General features: G+C 68.2%; 7 protein-coding genes. 2 read left to right on the top strand and 5 right to left on the bottom strand.

From position 1 onward, the window contains the following. The 5 genes from NBZ85_RS26850 to NBZ85_RS26830 form a co-directional block, all read right to left on the bottom strand. On the bottom strand, window positions 1-302 hold a 302-nt coding region (locus tag NBZ85_RS26850), incomplete at its 3' end, for an LLM class flavin-dependent oxidoreductase (protein WP_261562836.1). Window positions 303-776: 474 nt separating this feature from the next. Further along, window positions 777-1,172 carry a hypothetical protein gene (locus tag NBZ85_RS26845; RefSeq protein ID WP_261553574.1) on the bottom strand — a complete coding sequence of 132 codons (396 nt, stop codon included), beginning with the start codon at window positions 1,170-1,172 and terminating at the stop codon, window positions 777-779. 72 nt (window positions 1,173-1,244) lie between these two features. Then, entirely contained in the window at window positions 1,245-2,426 is a 1,182-nt protein-coding gene (locus NBZ85_RS26840; RefSeq protein WP_261562835.1) for an LLM class flavin-dependent oxidoreductase, read from the bottom strand. Between the two features lie 401 nt (window positions 2,427-2,827). Next, the gene (locus NBZ85_RS26835) at window positions 2,828-3,067 is read right to left on the bottom strand and encodes a hypothetical protein (RefSeq protein WP_261562834.1); all 240 of its coding nucleotides are present in this window, start codon (window positions 3,065-3,067) and stop codon (window positions 2,828-2,830) included. A gap of 213 nt (window positions 3,068-3,280) precedes the next feature. Beyond that, complete coding sequence (locus tag NBZ85_RS26830; RefSeq protein ID WP_261553571.1) at window positions 3,281-3,784, bottom strand: flavodoxin family protein; 504 nt, start codon at window positions 3,782-3,784, stop codon at window positions 3,281-3,283. A gap of 263 nt (window positions 3,785-4,047) precedes the next feature. Here NBZ85_RS26830 and NBZ85_RS26825 point away from each other — a divergent pair, with 263 nt between their 5' ends. Together NBZ85_RS26825 and NBZ85_RS26820 are read left to right on the top strand one after the other, a co-directional pair. Next, window positions 4,048-4,548 (top strand): MarR family winged helix-turn-helix transcriptional regulator, encoded by a 501-nt coding sequence (locus NBZ85_RS26825; protein WP_261553570.1) that lies wholly within the window; start codon window positions 4,048-4,050, stop codon window positions 4,546-4,548. Continuing rightward, on the top strand, window positions 4,545-5,252 hold the full coding sequence (locus NBZ85_RS26820; protein WP_261562833.1) for a DUF998 domain-containing protein: 708 nt from the start codon (window positions 4,545-4,547) through the stop codon (window positions 5,250-5,252). Before NBZ85_RS26825 ends, NBZ85_RS26820 begins: the two co-directional genes overlap by 4 nt. Window positions 5,253-5,575 lie beyond the last annotated feature (323 nt).

Here is a 5,575-nt window from a genome sequence, read left to right as displayed (position 1 = left end):
CCCGACAGGTGGTCGAGGGTGGCCGCGGCAGCGGCGAAGTGCGCCGGGCTCCAGTAGCCGGGACGCACCGCGATGAGCGGCTCGAAGCTGGCCGTACGCGCCACCAGGGCCGTGGCGACGGTGAAGGTGTCCGGCCGGCTCCAGCCGGAGCCGAGAAGCGCCCCCCGCCAGCCGTACCGCTCGATCGCGACGGCCTGCCGGGTCAGCGTGTCGAGACTGTTGTGGCCCGCCGCCGTGTCGTCGCCGCGGTGCCCGGGCCGGACCTCGTTGGGGATGTACCAGAGGAACTCCGCCGTGGTCATCCGCGGTCCCCGGCCTTCACCAGCCGTGGACGGCGGGTGGCGAGACCGGGCTCGCCGGCCGTCGAGGTATCGGTCGTCGGTATTCGGTCGTCGGCATGACGTTTCCCTCCAGGAACAGTGGTGCCCTCATGCCACACCACGCGGCCAGGCTCACGCAACATCACGCCATGCTTGCGTAACACCCGGACAACAACCTGGCAGCGCCCCTGACCGCCGTGGGCCGGGGCAGAACCGTCCCCCTGCCACTCCGCACACCTGACCCCACCGACGCCGCCCGTCTCGCCAGCCTGACGGAAGAACTCCTGGCCGATCTCAACCACAGCTCAAGCACTCCGCGTGACTGGAATGGCTGGATGTGCAGGCGGACACCGGAACTGCCCAGCGAAGGAGGAAGCTGATCGGGAATCTGGCGATGATCATGGCTGCCCATGCCCGCGAAGGCCCCTTCAGCCACGCTGTCCAGGCCACGGAGAACTAGACCGGGTTCTCGAAGGCCGCGAAAAGAGCGGCGTAGCGTCCACCCCGCGCCAGCAGCTCGTCATGGGTGCCGATTTCGGTCACGCCACCGGTGTCGACGACGACGATCCGGTCCGCGCCGCGTGCCGTCGACATCCGGTGGGCGACGACGAGCACGGCCCGGTCGGCCGTCGCCGCGATCACCGCGGCCTCCACGAGCTTCTCCGTTCCGGGGTCGAGCCCGGACGTGGCCTCGTCGAGCACGACGACGTCCGCACCGAGCAGGCACACGCGGGCGAGCGCGGCGAGTTTCGTCGCCGTCCAGAGCAGGCCGGCGCCGATCCCGGCGGCCAGCAGCCGCGGGTGGCGGCCCACCGCCGCCGTGACCAGTGCGAGTCCCGGTCCGCCCCTCACCGCAGGACCCACGGTGGGGCGAGTGGCAGTCGGGTCACGCTCTGATACTGACCATGCCGATGATCTCGGCGGTCATCGCGCGAGGCCGCCGGACGCCGCGGCCAGCGCCGCCGGCACGGGTGCGATCTCGTTGCGCCGGGCCGCCTCGCCGCGGTCGCGCCGGGCCACCTCCTCGCGCACCAACGGGATCAGGCTCCGGCCGTAGTCGATCGCGTCGTCATAGGGGTCGTAACCCCGGATCAGCAACGTCGTGACACCGATGTCGACGTAGTCGAGCAACGCCGCGGCGACCGTCTCCGGCGTGCCGACCAGCGCCGTGGAGTTCCCGCCGCCGCCGATCGCGGCGGCCAGCGGCGTCCACAGCGCACGGTCGTGCAGCTCACCCTTGGCCGCGGCGGCCAGCAGCCGCTGCGAGCCGACGTTCTGCGGCGTGTGGAGAGTCTTGGTAAAGCCGCGGAACTCCTTGAAGTACTCGGCGGCCTTACCCACGTTCTCCCTGGTCGACGCCAGGATCCGGTGCGCCCGCTCCCAGGCCAGTTCCTCGGTGGGGCCGAGGATCGGACGGAAGGACACGCTGATGCGCGGCGGCGTGGTCCGGCCGGCGGCGGCCGCGGCGGCGTTGACGGCCGCGATCTGCTGGGCGGTCTCGGCGAGCGGCTCGCCCCAGAGCGCGAAGACGTCGGCATGCTTGCCGCCGACCCGGTAGGCCGCATCCGACGAACCGCCGAAGTAGATGGGCAGGTGCGGCTGCTGCACCGGCAGCACCCCGGGCAGGTGATCGTCGAGCTGGTAGTACCGGCCGTGGTGGGAGAACGGCTCGGTGGCGGTCCACGTCCGGCGGACCACCTCCAGGTACTCGTCCGTCCGGTCGTAGCGCTCGTCCTTGTCGAGGTAGTCGCCGTCCCGCCGCTGCTCGGCGTCGCTTCCCCCGGTGATGATGTGGATCGCCACCCGGCCGGCGGAGAAATGGTCGAGGGAGGCGAAGTAGCGTGCCGCGACGGTGGGGAACACCACCCCGGGCCGGTGCGCGACCAGGTATGCGAGGCGCTCGGTGTGTGCCGCCGCGTAGGCGGCTACCTGGATGTTGTCGACCGATCCACTGCTGTACCCGATGAGCACGCGGTCGAAGCCGGCGTCCTCGTGGGCGACGGCGAACCGCCGGGTGAAGTCGCGGTCCACGACGGGACCGGCTGTGAACGTGCTCGCCTCCGAACCGGGACGGGTGGCTATCAGACCGACGAACTCGACCGGCATGGCGGTACCTCTTTCCCGGGCAGGGCATCTGTTGGAAGCGCTCGGATGAAGGTGGCGGCGAGGCGCGGGGACGGGGGCGAGGCATCCGGCGCTGGACACCTCATACTCAACCAAGTCGATCGGAAAAGTGAACTCTATGCCGCGAGTCGCCCCGGGTGGATCCGTTCCCGCAGACTGGCCGAAGTGGGCGAACCTGTCAACAGAAGATCAACCGGCGACCACATCGCCGCAACGAGGGCTACTCGTGCCACCTCGCTGCCAAGGATCTCCCCCGATCCGCCGTCAGAATCGCGACACCCAAGCGCCCCAGAAGGGGGCGGGCTCCACGACGGGCAGCGGCACCCAACAGCAACGCGCTGGCACCGCCCCGAAGGACATGGCTTGCGCGCCACGTTTCCGGGTCAGTCCGGGGCTCTGGACTCATGGACGGCGCGGCCGATGCGGCGGTCACCGTCAGGGACGATCCAGATCAGCGCGACGATGGTGTAGCAGCCGGTTCCGATGACGACGCCGAGCTTGCCGTGGGTGTCGACGAACAGCGCGGACAGTATCCCGACGAGATGGAACAGCGGCGAGATCTTACCCTTGAGATCCCCTCCAACGGCCCGGACAGAGCTCTGGCCGCGTTGAACAGCTAGCACGGCCGGCCCAGTCCGTCGCCTGACGCACGGCCCCGACCGCCAGATGTGCCGCGTTTACCCTGGCGGAGCGGACGGTGACGAGGGTCGACATCATCGCCCGCCACGTCCGGGCCTGCGGCGGCCAGATCCAGATCACCGCCGTCTTCGGCGACGACCTATACATCCTGCGCGGCACCGACACCCCGGTAGCGTGAAAACGCGACAGGCCACAGTTTAAGGCCTGGCCACAAAAATAACATCAACGGGAATGCTCAACCTTGTCATGAGGCTGGCTGCTGCCGTGGCTCCCAGTTCCCAGCGGGCGGTCCGTAACGCCTGATCCAGTGGGCCCGCGACCAGGACGGGCGGCTGCACAGACTTCCACTTCAGACCCGTAGTGATCGTCTCGACACCCCGCACCGCGCCGGTGGTGTCGCTCGTCCCATGGACGTACAGCCCGTACGGGCGGTTGATGGTCGCTTCCAGGCAGGGATAGTAGATGCAGTCAAAGAAATGTTTGAGAGCGCCCGACATATACCCGATATTTGCCGGGGTCCCCAGCACGTAGCCGTTGGCTCCCAATACATCAACCGCCGTTGCCGACAGTGCCGGACGTACCTGTACGTCAACGCCCTCAATCTCGTCCGTTCGCGCGCCCGCCAGCACCGCTTCCAGCATCTCCTGCATGGTCGGCGAGGGCGTGTGGTGGACGATCAGGAGGGCCGGCATCTCGGCCATGCTATGACCTCGGCCACGCTGCCTGCCCCAGGTGAAAATCGTAGTGCGTCACCAGGTCTGCGCACGCCCCCGCGAGCTACCCCAGCGGACCCGCGACCCGTCGCGATGCCCAGCTCCCAACAGGCCCTGCGGTCCCTGGCGTTCGGCGAACCGATCGCTGTGCCGGGTCCCGCGGTCGCTTCCAGCACAGCCGGTCGCGATCCATGCGGCCGCCAACCGGTCGCGGTCCGCACGGCACCACCGCTTCCTCCCGGGGCAGGTAGTTGCTATCCGGAACCAATTACAATATCGTCGGCCGCATGCACGAAGAAGTGGATGTTGAGGAGTTGGCTGGCGCGGTCATGGCGCTCGTGAACCTCATTCGGCGCGGTCAAGCCAGGGCATTCGATACCGAGCTGGTCGCGGTCATGCAGTTGCTTGGCGACGGCCGCGCGCTCCCGCCGAGCGAGATCGCCGACGCGCTCGGCTCCCCGCGCTCCTCGGTGACCCGACGAATACAGGCACTCGAAGTCACCGGAAAGATTGAAATCCGCCCGGACCCAGGCGACGGTCGGTCGTACCGGGTGGCACTCAGTGCGGCGGGCCAGGCGGAACTCGACAGTCTGGCCTCAAAGGGACTGAAGCTGTTCGCCGCCTGGGTGACCGACTGGACGCCCTCGGAGGTCCGAACATTCTCGGCACTGGCCAGGCGGCTGACGGACGGCGCGGTTATGCCATCAGCGCCAACACGCGGGAATGCCTGGTGGCGGGAACAGCAGCCATGACAAGCTGCGCGCCCGCTATCGCGTCGACCGTGCGCCGCCCGGGTACGGCCTGGCGCACCTGGGGTGCGGTGGGCCTGGCGGCGCAGCTCGTCTTCACCACCGGCTGGGTACTTGCGGGCACCTGGCAAGGCCCCCACTACAGCGTCCTCCGTGACTCGATCAGTGACGAGACCGCGCTCACCGCGCCACACGCATGGTTCCTCATCACCTGCCAGCTACTGGCCGGTCTGGGCACACTCGCCTTTGCGCTGTTCGGGTTGCGGCCCGCGCTGGCCGCCGCCGGCAAGACAGCCGGTTACGCTCCCTGGATGCTCGCCGCCGGGTCCATGGCCTATCTGGTCATCTATCCCCGGCTCCCCTGCCGCCTCGCCGACAGCTCCTGCACCGTCCACGAGCATCTTGACAGCGCCGGGGGGCTCAACGATGCCATCGCCTCAGGCATGCTCATCGCCATGCTCGCGGTTGTGCCATTCCCCCTGTGGCGACGCATGCGGGAACTCCCTCGATGGCGACGTCTTCGACCAGTGATGCTCGGCGCCCGCATTCTTGGCCCAATACTGCTGATCGCCACCGCCTCGCAAGGCCCCTACGCACCGGGCTCCCAGGAAGGTCTTTTCGAACGAATACTGGCCCTCACGATCGCGGCCTGGATCTGCGCACTCGCGGCCAGTCTCATGGTCTCCTCGAACTACGACACGCGGTGAGCAGCGGCAGGGCCCCGGCAAAGTTGCTGGTGCCGTCGGTATGGAAGGCATGGGGGCCGGCCGGCGGTCGCCTCCCGTACCGAACAGGAGATCGGGTCAACGCGTCCCGTCCGGCGACCCTTCAACGATCCGCACCCTCTGCAACGTCAAGCAGGGGGCGGTCGACGTCGGTGTCAGGCTCCAAGACCCCTCGAGCTACTAACGAAATTCTAAGTATCTAAACTGCTTCGATGTAGGAGAGTTCCGGGGTGTGGAAAAATCCGCGGACGATGTCTGGTTTTCCTGCGAGCCGGTCGAGGGCGTGTTCGGCGAGTTCGAACAGA

The sequence above is a fragment of the Frankia tisae genome, assembly GCF_025403405.1.
In the GTDB taxonomy this organism is placed as follows: Bacteria; Actinomycetota; Actinomycetes; order Frankiales; family Frankiaceae; genus Frankia; species Frankia tisai.
The sequence above is the reverse complement of the archived record's forward strand: the minus strand, read 5'-3'. Positions and strand labels throughout refer to the sequence as shown.